Below are 20,024 nucleotides of genomic sequence, written 5' to 3'. Positions count from 1 at the left end.
TGGGGTTGGCTGGTTGGACACAGCACGCGGATTCCACTCCTGACGCTTCGCGACCGTCCGCTGTGCTGTGGCAGCGTCAATCGCGGCACGAGACGTGTACGCTCTCGATACTCCCGTGAAGTCGATGTTTGCGGCAACTCCGCCAGCCGGAAAGCGTAATTTCCCAAAACCCGTTTTCGGCAACTTCGGCTCGCGTCTAGATTGGGGCTCGCCCCCCCGGCGTTCCGTGGGTTAATAAACGCAAGCGCGTTTCTGAGAAAGATCACAAGAGTGCCTCAGTTGGAGTGAAGATCCATTTCAAGGGGTTACATCGACTGCGAGACCTGTTATTGTGAGCCTCTGTTCTCCTTCCTTGAGTCTCGGCACGACCTGATAATGTCCTGCGGGGAGTGTATACATCGAGCCGAGGTTCTTTACGAAGTCGTAGCCGGGGTGGTCGAGATCGCCGTGAACGCAGCTATGCGCCTGGATGTTGATCGGGAAGTTCCTAGTACACGCCATGAGTTCGCGCATCGTTGGGTGCCCGGCCTTTACTTCCTGCTTGGCGAGCACGCGATTTCCGCTTTGGTCGAGAACATCAAACCCTCCGAGGAATAAGCCATCGAGGTCCATGCAGGTCATGACGCCGACTTCTTTGTCGGTAGGGTTGTAGACCCAGATTGCCAGTGGCGCGTTGTCGCGGAAGGCGCTGGACCGTGCCGAAAGGCCAAACTGGACTGTGCCATGGGATGCAAACATAAGAGGACGCCCCGTCGCAGGCGTGATCTCTTTGGCGCATGCCTCGGGCAGATCAAGGGGTTCATCAGTGCTTGGTTTCGAGCGCACGTAATGGAGGTTCAGAGGGTCATTGTCGTAGGCGCCGTCGCGCCAGGCAGAGACATCAATTTGTCCGCACGCCGGGAGCCCGTAGTCGAGCCGGGTGGTGCTTCCAGCGTTAGCCAAGAAAAGCTTCAACCGGAAAGCGCACGGGCTGTGATAGATGCCGTATACAGGTTTTGCGGTCACAACAAAGTGCGCCGACTGCGTTGGCTCCAATTTGCTCCAGTGTTGGCTACGCCCTGCGAACAAGGCGTCAGAACAATCGCGGCAAACGCCTAGGCCAACCTTCCTACCTGAAGATTCGGACCATCTCTGGCTGGAGCAGTGCGGGCAGGCCTGGATTGCCTCCATGCGAGCTGGCCCCTTCGTCCCAGGTGAAGAATTATCTGCGGACTGGTTAGCCCGTTACGGTCTGCATCGAAGCGACATCGCGGAGCCGCCGTCGTCGATTGCACCGACTAGGCTCCGCAGCTTCGATTCGATTCAATATCTAAAGAGCACGTTTGAGTCCGGCTACAGCGGCTGGTTTGTGCTCTGGCTTGAACGCCTAAGCGGTGATACCGGAGCATGCGCATTTCAGACACTGCGCAGGCGGGAAGCAGATGGGCAGACGACCGTAGTCGTCAATCACTGTGCGCCCGTCAAAGCACACTCTCCCGAAGGCCCAAAGCGATTCTCCGAAATCATGCTCCGCGACTACAAAATTCTTCCCGAGCGCGTTGGTCCGGTGGACTACGAAACGACCACCGAACTGATGCATGATGGAAAGCCTGTCATTGCAACTGGAACTACCAGCGTTTAGGTTCGTGACCCAACCGATCCGATGCTCCCGGCAATCGGTTGACTGTCAGAATTGGTTGGTTGCGGCCAAGAGTAGCGGTAAAACCATCGGAGGAGAGGCAGTCATCGTAGGCGGGTTGCTCCTGCGTTTGAGGGACCGATGACCACGTGATTACCCTGTGAACCTCATCGCCGGGTGCCATGCGGAATTGGGCGTCGCTAAATGTCTTCGCAGCCACACTGTGGTCCATTCCGCCGCCAAACCGGTAGCTGTTTCCGTCCTCGATAGGCAGGTGAACGTCAAAATTGATCAGGCTGCATAGTTCCGTCCCGCGATTCCGCAGATCGAATACAAGTAGATGTGCCAAGCTAGGCCCGTTCGATGGTTCGGGCGGGAAAACAGATGCACATCCAGCATTTCGGCTGTGCACCACGGCACATATGTCTGAGCGTGTAAACCGCCACAAAAGGTGAACAGGAACAACAAGAACACATGATTTCTAGGACGCATTCAGAGAGAAATCTTTCTAGATGAAACTTCGAACCTCAACGAACAGGAGCGAAGCATCGGCGTTTTCCCTATCACTATAAGCCTTAGCTGAGAGCCGATGATGAAAACTGCCGCGTTGGCTTATTTGGCGCAGAATTGGTACCGGAATGTCGGCTTCGCGGAAGTGATCTTCGCAGTGCACGTAATGTCAGGTTTGGGGCAAGTTCGAAACTGATCGGGTGCCCTGGTGGTCGAAGTTGCCGCAAACGCCGTTTTTCGGCAGTCCAACGGCTCGAGCCGTCGTCGCTTATCCCTAAGAGCAATTTCCCAGCACGAAGCGGGTGCGTTAGACGCAAGAAAACAAGAGGCTCTGCGGCAAGGAGCGTGGTACTCTTTCGCCCAAGCGATTCCTGAAGGTACTTTGCCTGCTGACTGCGTGCAGCGGAGCCGTCAAGGCGCAAACGGACCAGCCCGGAGTCTTCCATGAGACGGCAACGGGGTTGACCATGCGCTTCCCCGTCGAACTTGTGGTGCGCGATGCGCAAATGAGCATCGACGAGGGTCACGTCGCGGTGTTCGGCTCTATGCAGAACCAAGCTAAGGAGCATGAGCTTGCCAGCCGCTGCATGAAACCAATTCTGTTGGCCGACCTTCCCGGCGGCTCGCCGCAAGAGAACCCCGCCGTCGAATGCGAACGCCTCAACGCTGTTGTTGTTCGAGTTCATCGCCAGCAAAGAATGCAAGGCAGGCTTCAAGTACAAGGACGACGAAGGGGTGGCGGGAGGTATTGCCCAGACAACTCTGCAGCTTCCCGGAGCGACCCCTATAAGCCCCCCACTCTGGTTCGACTTCGGCAAGCAGAAGCTCCACGCTGCGTTCGCGGCTTTCGGGCTTCAGAACACGTCACCCGATCAGCCTCATGCCTGATTGCGATGGCGGCGATGCGGTATCACGGACACATTCTTGGCTGGTTAATGTCTGCGGGCCAACTGAATACCTTCAATGACCTCACTAAGACGTCGATAGAATTGGACGATGGGAAGACCTATGCGCTCGTTCCGTTCAACCTGGACGATCATCTGCGGCTTCCGAAAACATCGTGAAGTGAGGAGCGTTGCAGAGTTAGTGCGGCGGGACTGCCACGAGCCTCTTAGGCGAATCTCCTGAAAAGTCAGCTTATCGGCAAGTTCAAGGTCGAAGTTTCTCATAACCCAGTTTTACGCGAGGAACGACGCGCTTGTGTAAGGATTCAGCCTTGAGCAATGTCGTTAGCCGCGCCGAGGCACGCATGTAGTTATGCGATGCTCGACGAAGGATCAGGCATCTAGCGAAAGACAAGTGGCCTGCCAAGCGCGCGGCTGATGCTCTCTACTTTGGGACAAAAACTTTGAAGTGAATCCTCCAGCGAAAGCTCGTTAGTGCACATGCTCCGCTTCGTAAATAGGGTCGCGAGGTGATCAACTAATCAATCCTGATCACGCTAGGTTTCTATAACTTGAAATCGCACTACCAAATCTAATATTCATCTCTCAAAATTCCTTTTTCAAATTCTAAATTATGCGAATGTCGGCCAACTTTCGTTTGGTCACTTGAATGCAGTGACCGAACGAGACGCGCTCTCATAGGAAGAATTATCTCAAGCTGCGGGAACTTTTTCTGAGCTTTTGACTATTACGTGGGAGCCAAATTTGTCATGGAGTTGCCTATATGCGCTTGAGAGTTCTTCTCGGAATAGTGTCCGTTATCGGACTATCAGTGACCGGAGCGGTAGCTCAGACCGGCAGCATCACCGGTCAGGTTCTCGACACATCCGGAGCCGTCATCTCGAACGCACAGATCACCGCCACCGCTCCTGCTACCGGCATTACTCGCACTGTCTCGAGCAGCTCCGCAGGCATCTATGACTTCGCCGCCTTGCCGCCAGCGGTCTACAACGTGTCAGCCACCGCCTCCGGCTTTCAGGAGGAGACTCGCAAGAATGTCATTCTCAACATCGCCGCCACTCTCCCGATCAACTTCACGCTAGGCGTCTCCGGTGGGAACACCACAGTTGACGTGCAGGAGGTCACGACTGCCCCTGTCGAGACCGACAGCTTCCAACTCTCCACTGTCATCGACTCGAAGCAGATCCTGTCCCTCCCCCTCATCCTGCGCGACCCCTACCAGCTAGTGCTGCTCTCTCCCGGTGTTGTCAACTCTCTCAACAATGACGGCGGCTTCGCAGTCAACGGCCAGCGCGACCGCAACAACAACTTCCTGCTTGACGGCGCCGACAACAACGACACCTCCGTCCCCGGCATCCCCGGCGGCATTACCTCCGCCAATCCCGACTCCACCCAGGAGTTCCGCGTCATCACCAACGGCTTCGATGCCGAATTCGGACGCAACACCGGTGCCATCATCGACGTCATCACCCGTGGCGGCTCCAACCAATTCCACGGTGACGTCTACTGGTTCGGCCGCTATAACGCTCTCGGCGCACGCGACTTTTTTAACACAAAAGCCAACGGACCGCAGGATCCATACGTCCGCAATGATGTCGGTGCCTCTGTCGGCGGACCCATCTGGAAGGACCACACCTTCTTCTTCCTCAACGCTGAGGTCCAGCGCTTCCAGACCACACGCACTGCCTCAACTGTCACCCCGACTGCCGCCTTCCGAACCGGTATCTTCAACTATGTCGGCTCCGACGGCACCGTCACCCCCGTTGACCTCACAAATCCCGCTAACCCTAACAACCTCTCAGGTCTCCCGCTCGACCCCACCATCCAGAAGATCTTTGCCATCACCCCCGTCGGCCAGCAGGATCTCGGCGACGGCGCCAGCACAATCTATAACTTTCCCTCGCCCGACTCGCTCAACAACTATGCCCTCACTGGCCGTTTTGACCACAAGCTGACCAACAAACACCAACTCACCATTCGCTATAACTATTTCCACTCCGCTGAGAGCGATCCCTTCCACGACGAGAGCCTGCCCGGCTATGGCAACACTACCGTACTCGACACCGCGCACAATGGCGTCGTCTCTATAGCTTCCGCGCTGTCCAGCAGTGCCACCAATCTCTTCCGCGCCTCCTACAATCAGAACAACAATGGCTTCTTCTGCAACCACGCCGCCTTCGACGCGTTGCTGGGTGTAGACAACTTCGGAAACGGTTTCGACGTCAACGTCCCCGGCTTCTTCAACGGCAACAACTTCGGCTGCTATGACCTCGGCGACAGCAATGGCCAGGCCCGCCTCAGCTCCACCCTCCTCTTTGGAGATACCTTCACCATCACCAAGGGACGTCACACCATTAAGTTCGGTGGCGAATTCCGCAACGTCAAAGACACCAGTTACGATAACTTCTTCTCCCGCGCCTCTCTCGCGCTAGACAACTACTTGAACTTCAACACCCCTGCTTACACCTTCAACGGCTCCCCCAACGACATCGAGACCTTCGAGGACTACATCTGGGGCGCGCAAGGCTCCGTCGCAAACCTCTCCGAGTACCAGTTCTTCACTGCCGACGGCACCCGCCGCAGCACCGATCTCACTCGCTTCGTGCAGCGCGAGTGGGCCACCTTTGCACAGGACACCCTCAAGGTAACGCCTCGCTTCACCGTTATCGCCGGTCTGCGTTACGCCTTCAACGGCGTTCCCTTCGAGCGCGATGCGAACTTCTCAAACTTTTACGGCAATGCCTCGGTCGCCACGCCTCCCGGCGGATTCCTCTTCACCCAAGTTGGCCCCGGCACCGGCCATCAGCTCTTCAAAGATAACTGGAACATGTGGGAACCGCGTGTAGGCTTCGCCTACGACGTCAACGGAGATGGGAAAACCGCCATCCGCGGCGGCTTCGGCATATTCCACGACCGCATCTTCGATAACCTCTTCGGCAACGCCAAGTCCAACCCTCCCTTCCAGGCCTCACTCAACGCCTTATACAACCCGAACGACCCCGGATCGTTCACGGTCTCGAACGTCCAACTTCCCGGTAACCTGACCCCATCAGCCTCCATCACCGATGGAGATTATCTGGAGCCCGTCGTCATTGACCCGAATCTCAAGATGCCCACCAGCTATAGCTGGAACATTGGCATTCAGCGCCAGATCAACGCACGCCTCACCGGCGAACTCAACTATGTCGGCAGCCACTCCCTCCACGCCCTGCGCGAGATCGACGGCGCACCACCGCAGCCGAATCTCGTTCAGGCGGAGATTGCAGCAGGCATTGACCCCGCCGCGCTCACCAATACTAGCCTCTACACCGGTGGTACCGACGTAAACGGAAACGTATTCAACCCTGCCGTCAACAACACTGCCTTCTTCCACGAGCTCTTCCAGACCTCCATCGTCGACGGCAACTACAACTCTCTTCAGGCGACTGTAAAGGGCCAGTACAGCGGCGCCGTCATAACCGCCAGCTACACCTATGCCCACTCGCTGGATAATGGCAGCGACCCGCTCACGCCTGGCGCCGGCAACAGCGGCCTGCCACGCAATACCTTCGATCTCGGTCCCGAGTACGGAAACTCCGACTTCGACGTCCGTCATCGCGCCACAGTCGCCGTCGTCTACGACCTGCCAGTCGGCATCGGCGCTGCCCACCTCAACCACGGCCTCGTCGGTCACCTCCTCGAAGGCATCCAGATCTCCGGCATTGAGACAGCCCAGACCGGCGAGCCCTTCGATCTCCGCGGTACCGTAGATAACCTTCACACCGCTGTCAACAACCGACCCGAGCAAATCGGCCCAGCCTATCCCTCCGGCCGCGGCAGCAAAGTCTCAGGTGGCGTCTTAGTAGGCCCCAATGTCGAATCTTTCACCAACGCCCCCTTCGACGAGAACGTGGCCATTCACCGCAACAAGTTCTTTGGTCCCGGCTACGTCAATACCGACGCGGTCTTCCAGAAAACCCAGACCATTTTTGAGCAGACCAAACTCGTCTTCCGCGTCGAAAGCTACAATGTACTCAACCACCCCAACTTCGTAACGCCGGGCAACTCCGGCCTATCAACCGGTACGATCACCCTTGGATCCCCTCTGTTCGGTCTCACCACGGCACAAGTCGGACAGAATGACGGCACCACGGGCGCCCGACAGATCCAAGCCGCCCTCAAGCTGATCTTCTAATCCAACAAAGTCTCTCGGCGAGGCAGCCTCGCCGAGAGATAAGATCAGTTCCCTATAACCCACCCTCCACTTCGCCTCATGTCACTTAGAAGGAGGGTGTCGAGTTCATCACCGCCGCCGACGACATCTATGAAATTGTCTTCTGGCTTCCGTGCCGGCGACATCGACCATCATGTTGGATCAGACGAATCTTGTGCGGCATGTGTCGCTATCAAGGTATTCGCATAGTTGCTCGGGGTACTCCGGCACAGTTTGAAGTGATTCGCTGTGGCACTTACCCATGGGTGTGTCGATCATGTGTCGGTATTCGCATCTGACGCATGTGCGCAATGTCCGGGCCTTCGTGATGGACGTTGGCTTGGCCTAATGTCGTGGTCGATTTGGGCATCCCTCCAGAAAACTCTCAAATATCACACCAAAATGGTGATCAAAACTCCAGACGTTCTCCCCTTGCTCCGAGCGCAGCCGTCTAGCCGACATTCCTCGAAAGTCATAGTTTTCGGCAACTTCGATTCACGGGGTAATGCGACCGGCATTAAACGCAAGGTGGATTCCGAAAAAGCGGCACGCTTTTCGATTGACTAGGCACAAAATCAGGCACAGTGCCTTTTACGAGCATTTCGCGCTTTCCTAGAATAGAGCTATCAAACCTAGTAAAATGTGTAATTTAGGTGGTGGGCCCGGAGGGATTTGAACCCCCAACCAAGGGATTATGAGTCCCCTGCTCTAACCGTTGAGCTACAGGCCCGCCTTTATTATCAGTAGTTTACGAGCGAGATCCCAGAACTCGGACTTGCCCTGTATCTAAAGTCGTACCTACTACTGGCCACTTGTCGCCTCTAGTGCGCGATTGCTCAGGGCCTCTAACCTGTCAAAGGCTAGAGTACGGTCTCACCTGTTGGGTGCACGTACCGCTGAGAGATAGTCACGCTAGAGTGGCCAGCCAATTTCATTATTGTAAACGCATCGGCTCCAGCCTCTCCTAAGCGAGTTAGCGCGGTGTGCCGCAGCGAGTGAAGCACGAAGTCGGAAGGGAAGTGGTTCTTTCGGCTTTTGCCTTTTCGCGGGCGACACACCTTCGTGTGCATGTGAGCCAAACTCGTTCCCAGTATCGGCTTGTTTGGAGCGTCGCCTGCGAACACCCAATCGGATTTTGTTGTCTTCTGTTCTTCTATCAACAGAGAGCGAGCCTTGCAGTTACTGGCACAGTGCGGCGTGCGTTCTTCGACTTGCCGTCCCTGACCTGTATCCATCCGTAACCCGCCAACCCTCCATGGTGCGGTCTTTCTGTGATTTACATCACTCTTCGGGGGTGTGCCCTTGAAGTACTATTACTTCCGTTTAGTGTGCAATCTTTTGCGCATTGCAACGCGGGAGATCGATAATTCGCCTGAATCTTTGGAGTTTCTTTTGGCACCACGCGTGCTTATCTGCATGGCAGCTAAAAGCCAAAAAATTCAGTACAAGCGGCTTCGGGCGCAGTTTCTGATTCAACGACATTGCAGATCAATTAGAGAGTCCTTTCTGGAGGAATACAGAAAATGAAATATCTTCTTCGCGTCCTTTTTGTCGTAGCCCTGCTATGCGGTGGTTCCGGCTTTGCCCATGCTGACGGCGTCGACTACCGCATGACAGTTCTTGACCCGCCTACGTGTGAAATGGGCAACACGTTTTGTCAAGAGTTCGATGGTAACGATACTCTTACCACAGTTAATCTTTCAACGGCCGCCTGTAACTCCGTGGGCATAAACCTAGGTCCGAACGCAACACCATACGGATGCTTCGTTTTGAGTAACTTTTCGGGCCAAACTATTGACAGTCTCACGCTCCACTTCCTTCTCGCACCACTTGACGACCAGCCTGCAGGTTGCGATTCACAGGGTCAGAGCGGATTGCCGAGTGGACTGGACGTCGTGTCTTGTACGAACAACGAGGCGACTGGATTTTACGATCTCATCTTTGGTGGTGGGCCAGGTGTTCCTACCGGCAATAACCTCATCGTGTTCGAACAGGGCGCCGACCCCGCTGATTTCCAAGGAGGAAATGGAACAGTTGGCGTTACCCCTGAGCCTGACTCCCTGCTGCTTTTTTCGACTGGAGTCATGATGGCTGGCTTGTATATGTCACGTCGGATCTGGACGACTGCTAGAAAGTAGGCCGACGGCACCCGCTGAACAAGCGAAGTTGAATCGGAGAAACTTCGGACAGGACAATCGGAGAAGCCCGGACTCAGGTCCGGGCTTTCTTGTCTGAAGTGCGCCGGAAAAGCCAGGGTTGACCGGTGCTATCGTGCAGGAACGGGCTCGCCGTGAACTCGTGGGATCCGACGGTCGTCTGCCGCAAAGTCTCATCGTGTCAAAAGGATGACGTTGACAGCAGAGTGCCGATTTGCGTAACCTGCGGATCAGGCATCCCCTTGGGCTCCAACCTCCTCACCCCAGAATTCATCTGCTTGGCGCTCATTGAGAGAGGCTTCCAAAAAGCCCAACAGACGTCACTCAGAATAAGACGGTTGGCCGTTAGAGCGATCATAGGGAGCTGCGTTGCAGCCCGAAGTAATCGAGCAGTGCATCTGTCTACAGACGAATGAGACGGCAAGAATTGTGCCTTCGAGTAATTTCTACTTCCGTCCTGCCACTGATAGGGCGAAGTGACCAGCTGATGGGTATATTAAGCAGATCTTGAGAGTTGCACCTATGCGCTACGCAGGAACTTCGGTTGTGTTGTTGCTGCTTTTTGGTTTTGCGACCGGACTGCGGGGACAGAAACCCTCGGCGGCCCTCCCAGCACCAGCGCAGCTCGAGGCTACTCTGGGCGATGGCACTGTCGAGCTCTCCGGCATCTGGAAGTTCCACATCGGCGACGATATGGCCTGGGCAGCGCAGGACTTCGACGACTCAAGTTGGGGGACTCAAGATCTAACGCCGCCCGCTGGATCCGCAAATCCCGAGCTAGGCAGCAGCGGGTATATCCCCGGCTGGACGGCGAACGGCTATGAAAACCATGCAGGGTTCGCATGGTATCGGCTGCGAGTCAACGTTCAGAGTTCTCACGGCAGACTTGCGATCAAGATGCCGAACGAGGTCGATGATGCATACCAACTTTATGTGAATGGTCAGCTCCTCGGTGAACTTGGCCGATTTGGCGAACGCAAAGCGACGGCATACAGCACGCTTCCTCGAGCCTTCCGTCTGCCCCGAGAACTCCGCAATGGACCAATCACCATTGCCGTGCGCGTTTATATGGATAGCGCATCTCTCTTCCAGACTCCCGATGCGGGCGGGATGCATGAGCCCCCAATTCTTGGTCACGCTGGAGTAATCGGAACGCTGATTCAGATGGACTGGGACAATACCGCTCATGTCGTTGGCAGCGGCTTCCTCGAGATGCTGATTCTGCTACTTGCGTGGATGGTGGCGGTCAGCCTTCTTTCGATGGATCGCACCGAACCTTCTTACCTGTGGCTGAGCCTGGTTTGTGCCGTCACGATCCTTGGGAACGGCGTTGTCCTTATCGTCAGTTTTGTACCGTGGATCGCCCTGACGACTGGATTTTTCCTGCAGTCCGTCATCATTGGTCCGATCAGGATCGGACTGTGGGTCATATTCTGGGGATACTGGTTTCGGATTGGCCGGATGCAATGGGTTCATCGCGTAGTGTGGGGATTGGTAGCTCTTACGATGGTCGGAACGGCCATGATAAGTGCTCCGCTCTACGGCGAGCACATCCCTGTGCATGCCGCCGCCTACATCACTCCTATTTTGCTTCCGCTGAGAGTGTGCTTTGGAGTGCTGTTATGCGCAATTACTGTTCAAGGCATCCGGAAGCAAAAAACTGAGGGCTGGCTGGCTTTTTCGGCAGTGCTTTTGATTGCGATCTCTCTCTTTCAGACCCAGCTCAGCCTGCTCCATATAAAGACGACGTTCGACCTACTTGGATTCGCTCTCCATCTGGGAACCATCTCGACGATCTTCTCTCTCTTCCTGATTACGGTGATGTTGGTTCGACGATTTCTGCATACTCAGCGGATACGCGAGCAGTGGAAGGCGGAGATCGAGCAGGCGCGACAGATTCAGCATGTGCTCATTCCAGAACAGCTACCAAAAATACCTGGTCTCGCGATTGAGAGCGAATATCGTCCGGCACGTGAGGTTGGCGGGGACTTCTTCCAGATCCTCCCCGTGCAGGAGGATGGCAGCGTATTGATTGTGGTTGGTGACGTCACAGGGAAGGGCTTGCAAGCTGGAATGCTGGTCGCGCTGATCGTCGGTGCGATTCGAACCGCAGTCCAATACGATTCCGATCCTTTAGTCTTGATGAACAGTCTAAACGACCGGCTGTGGGGTCGGGGACGGGCGAGTGCTACTTGCCTCATCCTCCAGATCGGTACCGACGGGCATGTAACTCTGGCAAACGCCGGACATCTGCCACCTTACCGGAACGGCGTAGAACTCGAGATGGGAGGCTCGCTACCGATCGGTGTCGTGCCGGGAGCAGAGTTCTTTGTCTCGCATTTCACGTTGGCGCCTGGAGACACATTGATGCTGATGTCCGACGGAGTCGCAGAGGCACAGGATCAACACAAACAGCTGTTTGGATTTGAACGTATCGAGAAGATGCTGCAACAGTCGATCTCGGCGGCAGAGCTGGCGTCTGCAGCTCAGGACTTTGGTCAAGAGGATGACATTCTCGTTCTACGAATTCAGCGTCTGCAAACGCCTGGAAATGTTCCTGATCAGAAGATCGTTCTTGCCGCGACTTAGCGAGTTGAAATTCAGCAAAATATCTTACTCAAAGCCTGCGCAGGCGGCCGCTTCGTCAGGGTAGATTTTGGTGTATTTCGTAATCCCTACCATCGTGAAGACCTTTTGAAAGTGCGGGGTTAGGCCAAACGTCTGCACCTTCTGTCCCTTCTGGCTGGCGGCGTAGAGCAGTTGAATGATCAACGCGATACCGCTGGAGTTGAGATACTCCACCTTGGAGAAATCGAGCAGGATGCGTTTGGATGTTTCGGGTGCCAGACCCGCATAGGTCCCCAGGACTGCAGGCTCAGACGAACTTGTAATATCGCCGGCGAAACGCAGCACAGTGATGGGATCACCTGAGGCGCACTTGACCTGTTCCATTTTGACCTTAGTATTAAACTCCGCCATGGTGTCTCCTTCAATCCTCTGTGTGATTCAAGCGTATGACGAGTCGCGCGTAACTACCAGCGGGAGGTGAGCTGACCCACTCCGCCTCGTCCACCAGGGACTGAATGAGAAACATTCCCATGCCGCGACTTGCCTCTTCTCCGTGCATCTTCTTGTCCATATCCGGGGTGTGGACACCGCTTGGAGGCCCAGTACCAGTATCGAGTACCTTTACTTCCAATGAAGTCTCATCCATAGAAAGAATGACACCTACGATGAGGGACTCGTCGAGTTTATTCCCGTGCTCCATCGCATTGATACAGGCCTCGGCAACGGCGGTTTTGAGGTCTTCCACACGATCCGGAGCGAAGCCCATCAGCTTAGCGACGCTGGAGGCTGTACTCATTGCGACCTTTTCAAAACCGAGACGCGAAGGAAGACGAAGTTCGATAATGTTGTTCTTACCTTCCAATTCCCCTCCTACGGCTTGCGTCCAATTACAAGTGCGGTCATATCGTCTGACTGATTTTCCTGGTTGGAGAAGGCTTCCAGTGTCTGCCAGATCGAGTTCAGTGTTCCAGTCGCATCAGTGTGGCGGGAGGCGCGGAATGCCTCCATAAGGCGGTCTTGGCCGAATTCTTCGTTACCTTTAAACACTTCAGTCATTCCGTCGGTGTAGATTAGCAGCTTCGCCTTATCGGACAGTACATATTTTTCTGAAGAGTAATCAGAGAAAGGCAACATCCCTACGGGTGTGCCGCTGGCTTCAATCAACTCAGGGACATCGCTGCCATTGAGGAGAAAGGCGGGATTGTGCCCGGCGTTTACTACTTCGACAGTATGAGTCTTGGGATCGAGCCTCAGGAACATGGCGGTGACATAACGGCGACGCGACTCTTCCCCCTCTTTGTAATGTAGAAGGTTCATGTTTGTTGCCATGTCGACGAGCGGCATCTCGGAGTTTGCCATGGCTCGTAACGCCGCCCGAAACGAGCTACCAACCAGCGCTGAGGCGAGCCCCTTACCAGCGACGTCGGCCACAACGACCATCAACTCTCCCGATGGAAGCTTAATGAGATCGAGATAATCGCCTCCAACTTCATAGCAGGTCTGTGAACGCCCGTCGATACTGTAGCCCGGGATATCCGGAAAGACCTGCGGAAGAAGGCTTCGTTGGATGTCACGGGCGCACGAGAGATCCTGCTTCACCCGCTCCATGTCGAGCGTTTGTTCGTGATATCGGGCATTCTCAATGGCGACTGCGGCCTGGATTGCCAGATGCTCTAAAAAATCCTGTTCGTAGAGAGAGAGCGGCGCGCCATCACGCGTAATGACGACCATCTCAGTCAGAGCCGTTCCATGACGGTCCAACAGAGGGAAGCGGTAACAGCCGCGCCTCGGATCGGAGGACGGCGGATGCAAGAGGAACCGTGGGGGAATCTCTCCGTACGAAAAAGGAAAGGTCGTGAAAAATGCACCCGCCATCTCAAGCTCGCGCACGGTGATCTGTAGAACACTGCGTAGAACACTGTCCAACTCGATCGTGCTATGGATTCTGTGGGTCGTGTCAAGTAGGGCCTGAAGCCGTGCGATTTGCTGTTGTAGATGGAGACTGCTTTCGATTTCCATGGAACTGCTCCTTCAGGTGACTGGTCGGACGCCAATAAGCTCTCAAATCCTTGCTACGTATCGCCAGCGAAGCCGTTCGCTCCTGTTGTTATCCATGTCGGACTCTACTCGTCGCGACTTGAAAAGAAGCGAAAACCCGACGGAAGTTATTTGGGTCGAGAGGTGTTGACGTCTTATCAGCCCTTTCAGGAGATATCACGGATGGTAGGCATTGAACAGAACAATCTTATTTCTTGCCTGTGCTGCCGGGGGTTGTGTTGGCATCTTCCGGAGCAGACGGATTGATGTGACCCAGGTTGTTTTCAGGAGTATTGGAGCTGACCTTCGTAGGTCCCGGGCCAGCGGTGGAAGGGTCATCCCCTTTAGGGCCCGAGGGTTCAACTGCGTGTTTTGCGTCAATCCGAGGATTCTGGTAGCGGGTTTGATTCGATTGTTGATCATTCGTGGTCATGTGTGGTCACCCTTTCGCTTCTCAATGGTCATTGGAGAGAAGGGATGGCGATTGTAGTTGCCTGCTTCCACGTGAAGTTAGGATCGGAAGCAGACACGCAAGCTGCAGGAGTCTTCGGATGGCGCCGTTTCCGATGCCCGGCGTGAATGAAATTGCATTTGGCCTATATTAAGGATTGGAAGCAACTCGCGGAGGAACCAGCAGCAACATGAGATTAGCGGGGAAGACAGAAGAAATTACATGCAGTGACTCCATTCTGGTGACCGGTGGAGCTGGATTTATCGGAAGCAACTTCGTGCTGGATTGGCTGGCTGCTGATTGTGGGGCAATAGTCAACTTAGATAAGTTGACGTATGCGGGGAATCCGGAGAATCTGGCGTCTGTCGAAAGCAGCGGAGCCTACACGTTTGTGCAGGGTGATATCTGCGATGCAGAACTAGTTGCCAGTCTTCTGCAAAAGCACAAACCACGTGCAGTTGTTCACTTCGCCGCGGAGAGCCACGTCGACCGTTCGATTGTAGGACCTGAAGCTTTTCTGCGAACCAATATCGATGGCACGTTTACGTTGCTGCAGGCAGCACGCGCATACTACGGCAGTCTGGCAAGCGCCGATCAAGGTAGGTTTCGGTTTCTCCACGTGTCGACCGATGAGGTGTATGGCACGTTGACTCCGGAGGCTCCTGCTTTCCATGAGGAGACGCCCTATGCTCCAAACAGTCCTTACGCGGCATCGAAGGCGGCGTCAGACCATCTAGTGAGAGCCTGGGTGCATACGTACGGTCTGCCTGCCATTATTACTAACTGCTCCAACAACTACGGACCGTATCAGTTCCCGGAAAAACTGATTCCGCTGATGATTGCGAATGCCCTGCAAGGCAAGTCGCTACCAGTGTACGGAGACGGACAACAGGTAAGAGACTGGCTATATGTCGGAGACCATGCGAGTGCGCTGCGCACAGTCCTTGAGCGGGGACGTGTGGGTGAGACCTACAACGTCGGCGGAGGCAACCAACGGAGCAACCTCGAGGTGGTGAAAACGGTTTGTGCACTACTGGACGAATTGGTCCCTGAGTCAAAGTTCAAGCCGCATCTGCAATTGGTGAAATATGTGACAGACCGGCCGGGACATGACCGTCGATATGCGATCGACGCCCGCAAGCTCGAGGCGGAACTCGGATGGCGAGCGCAAGAGAGCTTCGAGACCGGATTGAGGAAGACGGTGGAGTGGTACCTGAGGAACTCACCGTGGGTGGAGAACGTGACCAGCGGAGCGTATCACCAGTGGATGGCGCAGAACTACTCCGGACGCGGAGAAAAAGTTGCAACTGGTGAGAGGGCTCGATGAAGGGGATTATTCTCGCCGGGGGGTCCGGTACCAGGCTTCATCCAGTGACGCAGGTCATTTCGAAGCAACTGCTTCCGGTTTACGACAAACCAATGATCTACTACCCGCTTTCGGCGTTATTGTTGGCCGGTGTTCGCGAGATCTTGGTAATCTCGACACCAGAGGACACACCACGCTTCGAGCAACTACTTGGGACTGGTGAGCAATGGGGCATCGCTCTGAAGTATGCCGTACAACCGTCTCCGGGCGGTCTGGCACAGGCGTTTTTGATTGGGAAGGATTTTCTCGCGGGAGAGGGTTGTTGCCTGGTGCTTGGAGACAATATCTTCTACGGGCATGATTTCGCCAAGACCTTACGGGAGGCTGCCGAAGGTGGTGCGGGAGCGACGGTCTTTGCTTATCCTGTCCTCGATCCAGAGCGATACGGGGTAGTGGAGTTCGACGAACACCGTCGTGCAATCTCGATTGAAGAGAAGCCGCTGAAGCCAAAGTCACGCTATGCAGTGACGGGAATCTACTTTTATGACGCGCAGGTTGTAGGCATTGCGGAGGGCCTAAAGCCGTCGCAGCGCGGTGAACTTGAGATCACCGATGTGAACCGTTGGTATCTGGAACATGGGCAATTGAGTACGCAGGTACTGGGACGGGGAATCGCGTGGCTTGATACCGGCACACACGATTCGCTGCTCGAAGCTGCGACGTTCATCCATACGATCGAGAAGCGGCAAGGTCTCAAGGTAGCTTGCCCCGAAGAGATTGTGTACCGGCTCGGTTACATAAGTGCTGATCAGTTACGAACATTGGCGGCGAAGATCGCGAAGAGCACGTATGGACAATACCTACTCCGAGTGCTGGAAGAGACGGTGTACTGATGGGGTTTGAGAAGCTGCCGCCCGGGGAGCGGATCCTTCTGACGGGAGCTACAGGCCAGGTTGGTGGGGAGTTGTTGAAGACTCTGAAATCATTGGGAGATGTTGTCGCTCCGGACCGCATGACGATGGATCTTGCGAATTCGGACTCAATTCGGCAAACGATTCGCGCCATACGGCCGAGGTGGATTGTGAATCCCGGTGCTTACACCGCGGTTGACAAAGCAGAGGGTGAACCGCACCTGGCATATGCGATTAACGCTGAGGCCGTGAAGACAACTGGAGAAGAGGCACATGCCCTTGGTGCTGGCGTCATCCACTTCTCTACGGACTATGTTTTTGATGGTTCTGGGAATGAACCGTACGCTGAGACTGATACGGTTGGACCGGTGAGCGTATACGGCGCGAGCAAACTCGCGGGCGAGAAGGCGCTTGCTGAGAGCGGCGCAGGGCACATGATCTTCCGCACAAGTTGGGTCTACGGAGCAACTGGGAAGAATTTTCTGTTGACGATTCTAAAACTGGCGCGGGAACGCGAGACCCTGAAGATAGTAGCCGATCAGCACGGTGCACCGACCTGGAGTCGTGACTTAGCGAGAATGACTGCGCAGGTAATTCAAGATTGTGAAGCAGCGGCACGACAAAAAGGATTGAAGGCCGTGCTTTCGGATGCAAGCGGGATCTACCATGCAGCTGGCAGCGGAGAGACTACCTGGTTTGGATTTGCAGCAGAAGCGGTTCAACTGCAATACGCGAGCACGCCCGGAGTGCGGCTTGCTACGATCGAAGCGATACAGACCGCTCAATATCCGACTCCTGCGAAGCGGCCATCAAACTCACGGTTGAACTGCAGCAAGCTGACGGAACGATTTGGGTGGAACATGATGGATTGGCGGGACTCGTTGCGCGAGGTGCTGTCAGAGTTATGAAGCAGAGAGCGTTATTCCTCGATCGGGACGGAGTAGTCAATGAAGAGGTGGGATATCTGCATCGAGTTGAGGAAGTGCGGTTTGTCGATGGAATCTTTTCGCTTTGCAGGACTGCGGTGGGGCTGGGATATCGCCTGATCGTTGTCACGAATCAGGCGGGAATCGCGCGTGGCTATTATTCGGAGGCCGATTTTCACGCGCTGATGACTTTCATGCGAGCAGAACTCCGTGCGCAAAGCGTTGAGCTCGATGCCGTTTATTTTTGCCCTTACCATCCCGTGCACGGGGTAGGGGCGTACAGACGTGAGCACGAGGATCGGAAGCCTGGCACTGGGATGCTCCTACGAGGAGTTGCCGAATTTGGCGTAGAGTTAAGCGAAAGTGTGATGGTTGGGGATCGGTGCTCGGATATAGCGGCTGCGAATGCGGCCGGACTACGGCAAGCTTTCTTGGTCTGTGGAACTGAGACTGCCGGGTGTGATGGCGAACACCTAAAGGTGGATTCCTTGGCCGAAGTAGAACGGTGGCTGCTCGCACAGGGGTAAGCCAACCTCGATCCGAGGTGCACTGCGGCTCGATCCAATCTGCTGAACCACGACTCTCTCCAGGATGGTCTACCTTCGTCCCCACGACGGAAATTTCTAAACCAAATGGGGTACCTCAACTGGCGGGAGTTCGGCTCCGAGGAAGTGCTTGCCCAACGCATCCTTAGGGCTGACAGAGGGTGGGATATCATTAAGCGCTTCCAAAGGCCAATCAATGGCGAGGGTAGGGTCGTTCCAGACAATGGAGCGCTCTCCCTGCGGGTGATAGGTGTTCGTGGTCTTGTAGAGGACTTCTGCGGTGTCTGAGAGAACCAGAAAGCCATGCGCAAACCCTTCGGGAATCCAGAGCAGCTGAAGATGGTCGGCTGAGGATTCGGCCTTTAGGTGGAATCCAGTCCATTTGCCGAAGTCGGGAGATTCGCGCCGCAGATCGACCGCGACGTCCCAGATATGACCGGAGAGAACACGGACAAGCTTGCCTTGCGGTTTTCCGAGTTGATAGTGGAGGCCCCGAAGCACTCCTTTTACCGAGAAAGACTGGTTGTCTTGTACGAAGTGCGACGACAAGCCGGCAGCCGCAAAAGTTGATTGATTGAATACCTCTGCGAACCAACCGCGACTATCTCCGAACCGTTGGGGTTGAATTAGCTTAACGTCACGTAGAGGTGTTTCCAGAACTTGCATTCGTGTAGTGTAGTGGCCATAAAGCGTATATGAAAACGGTCATGCCCGATCGTCCCAAAGTGGAACGAATAAAAGGCGAATCTGGCAAACGTAAGCTCCGCTTTCAGAATGCGGTCGGGTAGAATGAAGCAGTTGCACAAATGCGCTTTGATTCCCAGTCGTCGGCTTGGTCCAACCCGGTCTAACAGAGAGACCATCGTAAGGTCCATGGGCGGGTAGCATGAAGCAATCAGGTGGAAGTGATTTGGAAGCGCGGCCGTCTCCGGGCTTGATTTCGGAAGCGGATTAGAGAAAGTACCGCGACACAAGGCGTGTAACAGGAACCAGTCCGACTGATGTGATGCAGAAGATGCGAACATACGAGTCGGTCAGATACAGGATTCGAATGCAGGCTGAATATCAATCTCCCGAGTCGCGGACAGCGGCTATTGAAGGTTCTTATTCGTATCCGGAGTCAGTCGGCCGCTCGTTAGATAGCTCACATCGAGCATACGAAACTCCGTCACAGTTTTTCCGATATCGGGTGATCAAACGCTGTGTCGACATTGCGTTGGTTCTGATTTCGATGCCCGTCGTTCTCGTCTTGTTGGGCATAGTGGCGGCGACAGTAAAACTAAGTTCGCCAGGACCCGTCTTTTATTCGCATCGGCGGATTCGTAAGAGCGGCTCTTTCTTCTCGATGTGGAAGTTTCGCACGATGTGTATCAACTCGGCGGAAGTTCTGGAGGCGCATTTGGCGCGAAATCCTAAGGCCCGCGCGGAATGGAATAGAACCCACAAACTTCGTAAGGATCCGCGAATTACTCCTCTCGGGCTATTTCTCCGGCGATACAGTCTCGACGAGTTGCCGCAACTTTGGAATGTGCTCGCCGGACAGATGAGCCTTGTAGGACCCCGGCCGATTGTAGCTGCAGAAGTGGAGAAGTACGGTGATTGCTTCGACTGCTACTGCAGGGTCAAACCAGGGTTGACTGGTCTGTGGCAGGTATCGGGACGCAGTGCATTGAGTTACGAGAGACGTGTCGCTCTTGACTGTGAATACGTCGAGACATGGTCCTTGATGCGAGATATTTGGATTCTGACGAAGACGTTTGCGTCGGTTGTGAACCAGGACGGAGCCTATTAGGCTGACGATTCATTGCAGGACAAGCAGCAGCCGTGGACAGAAATCGTATGGACATCATTGACGAACCATGATGCAATTCCTCGTCTATAGGGGTCGTCTCTCGACTT

Annotated in this window: 18 protein-coding genes and 1 tRNA gene; 10 read left to right on the top strand and 9 right to left on the bottom strand. The window is 55.0% G+C overall.

Features of this window, described 5'->3' with window-relative positions; translation table 11 throughout:
* Positions 1-297: 297 nt before the first annotated feature.
* Entirely contained in the window at positions 298-942 is a 645-nt protein-coding gene (locus RBB76_RS07560) for a hypothetical protein (protein WP_429628032.1), read from the bottom strand.
* Between the two features lie 226 nt (positions 943-1,168).
* Between RBB76_RS07560 and RBB76_RS07555 the strand changes: the two genes are divergently transcribed.
* A complete protein-coding gene (locus tag RBB76_RS07555) occupies positions 1,169-1,621 on the top strand; it encodes a hypothetical protein (protein ID WP_429628033.1) in 453 nt (150 codons plus the stop codon).
* On the opposite strand, the gene RBB76_RS07550 is transcribed toward RBB76_RS07555, so the two are convergent.
* Entirely contained in the window at positions 1,608-1,967 is a 360-nt protein-coding gene (locus RBB76_RS07550) for a hypothetical protein (RefSeq protein ID WP_429628034.1), read from the bottom strand. The two genes, RBB76_RS07555 and RBB76_RS07550, sit on opposite strands and share 14 nt — an antisense overlap.
* A 622-nt stretch (positions 1,968-2,589) precedes the next feature.
* Between RBB76_RS07550 and RBB76_RS07545 the strand changes: the two genes are divergently transcribed.
* Both RBB76_RS07545 and RBB76_RS07540 read left to right on the top strand, forming a co-directional pair.
* Positions 2,590-3,192, top strand: a complete 603-nt coding sequence (locus RBB76_RS07545) for a hypothetical protein (RefSeq protein ID WP_429628035.1) — start codon at positions 2,590-2,592, stop codon at positions 3,190-3,192.
* Between the two features lie 604 nt (positions 3,193-3,796).
* Positions 3,797-7,207, top strand: a complete 3,411-nt coding sequence (locus RBB76_RS07540) for a carboxypeptidase regulatory-like domain-containing protein (RefSeq protein ID WP_429628036.1) — start codon at positions 3,797-3,799, stop codon at positions 7,205-7,207.
* A 672-nt stretch (positions 7,208-7,879) separates the two neighbouring features.
* Here the strand turns inward: RBB76_RS07540 and RBB76_RS07535 are convergent.
* Positions 7,880-7,955: transfer RNA gene (locus RBB76_RS07535), tRNA-Ile, on the bottom strand.
* Positions 7,956-8,085: 130 nt separating this feature from the next.
* A complete protein-coding gene (locus RBB76_RS07530; protein ID WP_429628037.1) occupies positions 8,086-8,460 on the bottom strand; it encodes a tyrosine-type recombinase/integrase in 375 nt (124 codons plus the stop codon).
* Positions 8,461-8,748: 288 nt separating this feature from the next.
* On the opposite strand from RBB76_RS07530, the gene RBB76_RS07525 reads away from it, so the two are divergent.
* Both RBB76_RS07525 and RBB76_RS07520 read left to right on the top strand, forming a co-directional pair.
* Positions 8,749-9,363, top strand: coding sequence for a hypothetical protein (locus RBB76_RS07525; RefSeq protein WP_429628038.1), 615 nt, complete (start codon positions 8,749-8,751; stop codon positions 9,361-9,363).
* 540 nt (positions 9,364-9,903) lie between these two features.
* A complete protein-coding gene (locus RBB76_RS07520; protein ID WP_429628039.1) occupies positions 9,904-11,970 on the top strand; it encodes a SpoIIE family protein phosphatase in 2,067 nt (688 codons plus the stop codon).
* 24 nt (positions 11,971-11,994) lie between these two features.
* On the opposite strand, the gene RBB76_RS07515 is transcribed toward RBB76_RS07520, so the two are convergent.
* The 4 genes from RBB76_RS07515 to RBB76_RS07500 all read right to left on the bottom strand — a co-directional run bounded on the left by RBB76_RS07515 (position 11,995) and on the right by RBB76_RS07500 (position 14,419).
* Positions 11,995-12,360 (bottom strand): STAS domain-containing protein, encoded by a 366-nt coding sequence (locus RBB76_RS07515; RefSeq protein ID WP_429628040.1) that lies wholly within the window; start codon positions 12,358-12,360, stop codon positions 11,995-11,997.
* 10 nt (positions 12,361-12,370) lie between these two features.
* Entirely contained in the window at positions 12,371-12,811 is a 441-nt protein-coding gene (locus tag RBB76_RS07510) for an ATP-binding protein (RefSeq protein ID WP_260697957.1), read from the bottom strand.
* 8 nt (positions 12,812-12,819) lie between these two features.
* Complete coding sequence (locus RBB76_RS07505; protein ID WP_429628041.1) at positions 12,820-13,968, bottom strand: PP2C family protein-serine/threonine phosphatase; 1,149 nt, start codon at positions 13,966-13,968, stop codon at positions 12,820-12,822.
* A gap of 226 nt (positions 13,969-14,194) precedes the next feature.
* The gene (locus tag RBB76_RS07500; protein ID WP_429628042.1) at positions 14,195-14,419 is read right to left on the bottom strand and encodes a hypothetical protein; all 225 of its coding nucleotides are present in this window, start codon (positions 14,417-14,419) and stop codon (positions 14,195-14,197) included.
* A gap of 208 nt (positions 14,420-14,627) precedes the next feature.
* On the opposite strand from RBB76_RS07500, the gene rfbB reads away from it, so the two are divergent.
* From rfbB to RBB76_RS07480, 4 genes are read left to right on the top strand one after another with little or no spacing between them, the layout of a single operon-like run.
* Positions 14,628-15,764, top strand: a complete 1,137-nt coding sequence (gene rfbB / locus RBB76_RS07495) for a dTDP-glucose 4,6-dehydratase (RefSeq protein ID WP_429628043.1) — start codon at positions 14,628-14,630, stop codon at positions 15,762-15,764.
* The gene (rfbA, locus tag RBB76_RS07490) at positions 15,761-16,636 is read left to right on the top strand and encodes a glucose-1-phosphate thymidylyltransferase RfbA (protein ID WP_429628044.1); all 876 of its coding nucleotides are present in this window, start codon (positions 15,761-15,763) and stop codon (positions 16,634-16,636) included. Before rfbB ends, rfbA begins: the two co-directional genes overlap by 4 nt.
* Positions 16,636-17,562 carry a dTDP-4-dehydrorhamnose reductase gene (gene rfbD, locus RBB76_RS07485; RefSeq protein WP_429628045.1) on the top strand — a complete coding sequence of 309 codons (927 nt, stop codon included), beginning with the start codon at positions 16,636-16,638 and terminating at the stop codon, positions 17,560-17,562. The genes rfbA and rfbD overlap by 1 nt, the downstream gene beginning before the upstream one ends.
* Entirely contained in the window at positions 17,559-18,107 is a 549-nt protein-coding gene (locus tag RBB76_RS07480; RefSeq protein ID WP_429628046.1) for a D-glycero-alpha-D-manno-heptose-1,7-bisphosphate 7-phosphatase, read from the top strand. Before rfbD ends, RBB76_RS07480 begins: the two co-directional genes overlap by 4 nt.
* A 96-nt stretch (positions 18,108-18,203) precedes the next feature.
* Here RBB76_RS07480 and rfbC read toward each other — a convergent pair whose 3' ends face one another.
* On the bottom strand, positions 18,204-18,791 hold the full coding sequence (gene rfbC, locus RBB76_RS07475; RefSeq protein WP_429628047.1) for a dTDP-4-dehydrorhamnose 3,5-epimerase: 588 nt from the start codon (positions 18,789-18,791) through the stop codon (positions 18,204-18,206).
* Between the two features lie 523 nt (positions 18,792-19,314).
* Here rfbC and RBB76_RS07470 point away from each other — a divergent pair.
* Entirely contained in the window at positions 19,315-19,917 is a 603-nt protein-coding gene (locus tag RBB76_RS07470; RefSeq protein WP_429628048.1) for a sugar transferase, read from the top strand.
* Positions 19,918-20,024 lie beyond the last annotated feature (107 nt).

This window comes from Tunturiibacter psychrotolerans (assembly GCF_051013365.1).
Taxonomy (GTDB): Bacteria; Acidobacteriota; Terriglobia; order Terriglobales; family Acidobacteriaceae; genus Edaphobacter; species Edaphobacter psychrotolerans_A.
This window is presented reverse-complemented; position numbering and strand designations above follow the sequence as displayed.

Excerpts from the sequence above, each read along its gene's own strand:
- RBB76_RS07555 (WP_429628033.1), top strand. The coding sequence starts at position 1,169 with ATGCGAGCTGGCCCCTTCGTCCCAGGTGAAGAATTATCTGCGGACTGG.
- RBB76_RS07540 (WP_429628036.1), top strand. The coding sequence starts at position 3,797 with ATGCGCTTGAGAGTTCTTCTCGGAATAGTGTCCGTTATCGGACTATCA.
- RBB76_RS07530 (WP_429628037.1), bottom strand. The coding sequence starts at position 8,460 with ATGGATACAGGTCAGGGACGGCAAGTCGAAGAACGCACGCCGCACTGT.
- RBB76_RS07525 (WP_429628038.1), top strand. The coding sequence starts at position 8,749 with ATGAAATATCTTCTTCGCGTCCTTTTTGTCGTAGCCCTGCTATGCGGT.
- RBB76_RS07520 (WP_429628039.1), top strand. The coding sequence starts at position 9,904 with ATGCGCTACGCAGGAACTTCGGTTGTGTTGTTGCTGCTTTTTGGTTTT.
- RBB76_RS07515 (WP_429628040.1), bottom strand. The coding sequence starts at position 12,360 with ATGGCGGAGTTTAATACTAAGGTCAAAATGGAACAGGTCAAGTGCGCC.
- RBB76_RS07505 (WP_429628041.1), bottom strand. The coding sequence starts at position 13,968 with ATGGAAATCGAAAGCAGTCTCCATCTACAACAGCAAATCGCACGGCTT.
- RBB76_RS07500 (WP_429628042.1), bottom strand. The coding sequence starts at position 14,419 with ATGACCACGAATGATCAACAATCGAATCAAACCCGCTACCAGAATCCT.
- rfbB (WP_429628043.1), top strand. The coding sequence starts at position 14,628 with ATGAGATTAGCGGGGAAGACAGAAGAAATTACATGCAGTGACTCCATT.
- rfbA (WP_429628044.1), top strand. The coding sequence starts at position 15,761 with ATGAAGGGGATTATTCTCGCCGGGGGGTCCGGTACCAGGCTTCATCCA.
- rfbD (WP_429628045.1), top strand. The coding sequence starts at position 16,636 with ATGGGGTTTGAGAAGCTGCCGCCCGGGGAGCGGATCCTTCTGACGGGA.
- RBB76_RS07480 (WP_429628046.1), top strand. The coding sequence starts at position 17,559 with ATGAAGCAGAGAGCGTTATTCCTCGATCGGGACGGAGTAGTCAATGAA.
- rfbC (WP_429628047.1), bottom strand. The coding sequence starts at position 18,791 with ATGCAAGTTCTGGAAACACCTCTACGTGACGTTAAGCTAATTCAACCC.